The organism is Phycisphaeraceae bacterium, assembly GCA_019636735.1.
Taxonomy (GTDB): domain Bacteria; phylum Planctomycetota; class Phycisphaerae; order Phycisphaerales; family SM1A02; genus VGXK01.
The window spans coordinates 1-1,647 of sequence record JAHBWY010000032.1 but is presented as its reverse complement, the minus strand read 5'-3'; the positions used below and the strand labels follow the sequence as shown (position 1 = coordinate 1,647).

General features: G+C 64.5%; 1 protein-coding gene. It reads right to left on the bottom strand.

The features are described 5' to 3' along the window. Window positions 1–121 precede the first annotated feature (121 nt). Window positions 122–1,393 carry an ISL3 family transposase gene (locus KF724_13910; GenBank protein MBX3356784.1) on the bottom strand — a complete coding sequence of 424 codons (1,272 nt, stop codon included), beginning with the start codon at window positions 1,391–1,393 and terminating at the stop codon, window positions 122–124. Window positions 1,394–1,647 lie beyond the last annotated feature (254 nt).

Here is a 1,647-nt window from a genome sequence, read left to right as displayed (position 1 = left end):
GGCTCTTCTGGGAAAGTGGGGCCAATGGATAGCGTAGTTTCTGGCCGCCCGTCACGGCGCTCGCAGCGCTGGGATCGAGTAAACGTCCCACTAGCGAGCGCCGCGCCGGTCTCCGGGGGCGTCATGAGGCCCTCCGGTGGGGCGTGGGGAGGCCGAGAGCTAGGAAGCGCTTCACACCATCGTCAGTACGCACTGGGTTGGCAACCATGAAGCGGAGCTTGCGGAAGAGATGCTGGTGATCACGATAGCCGCGTCCTCGACGTACGAGGGTCTCCCAGTTGTTGTTGAGAGCCTCAATGCGGCCGGTCGGTGGACGATGTTCGGCAAGCGCGATGATCTCGTGCCAGTGTCGTCCAAGCGAGTCGTGAAGCTTGCGCATGGGGATGTTGGCGCGTCGCTCCGTGCGTCGGAGGATGTGCATGAGCCCTGCCGTGATCGAGGCCCTGTCTGGTGCGCGAAGGACCAGCCGCAGCTCCTCAAGTACCTGATACGCGCGGGCGAGCTTGCCGTTCAGCCTGAAGACCTGGGTCAGTCGTTTGCGGTCGTCCTCCTTCACCCGTTCCCAGGGCCGAAGCACGAGCCACCGCGTGCCACACCCGACAGCGCGCAGCGTAGGGCCTGCACGGAAGAAGATCGAGCGGCGCAGCTCGGAAACTGCCTCCCCGGCCCGCTTGATGACGTGAAACGGGTCGTGGACGAACGGGACCTTTGCGAGCACATCGTCGCCGCGAATGGCATTGAAGAAGGGCCGATGCATGTCAGCAGCCACGACGCGAATCGCCTCCTTCTGCTCCCTCAAGAGAGACGCCAGCCAGGTTGCCACCGTGACCTCGCTGCGTCCATAGCCCCACCAGACGGGCTCCCCGGACTCGAGGTCGCTGATGATGGTGACGAACTTGTGCTTCCCGCGGTGGCGGCGGCCGAGCCACTTCTCATCGATCCCGACCTTCGTGAGCGTGGGCTGCGGACGCGTCCTCTCCCACCGCTCGATCGCCGCACACTCCGCGCGTCGAACCGTGCTCCAGTCGAGTCCGTACTTCGTTGCGACATGCAGCACTGGCATCGAGAACGCATCCAACGCGACGTGCTGCTGGAAGCGCTTGGTTTGCCGCTGATGTGGCTCAGCCCAGCTCAGCTGCTCGACGGAGTGGCCGCGACATCGTTTGCAGTCAACGCGGATCGGCGCGTAGACAAGAGTCACCTCACGCCCCGCCCACGGCAGATCTCGCCAGCGGCGGGGCGCGAGCTGCTCATGGCGGCGGCCCCCGATGGCACCACACTTCGCGCACCGCGGCGACCACCGACGCCTCAGCGTGATCTCCAGGCTGCAAGATGGCGGCGGCGTCTCGCCACGCTGTTCCACGACCTCGCCATCCTCGTTCTTGAAGGTCACGTCCATCACTTTGAAGCCCGGAAACCCTACGATCTGTGTCAGAATCCTGCTGCGCTGTCCCATTCCTGTTCCTCCCGATTCCTCTGGTGGAAGCGAAGAAGAACAGCCGGATGGTCCGGTGTCGATGGGGCAGCGCGCCTACAAAGACATTCGCCTCGGCTACGCGGTACCGCCACCCCCAAGGACGAACTCGTTTGGCCCTCCAGAGGCCACCGATCCCCCCTCAACCGTGGCCCCAGTTCTCAAGAAGAGCG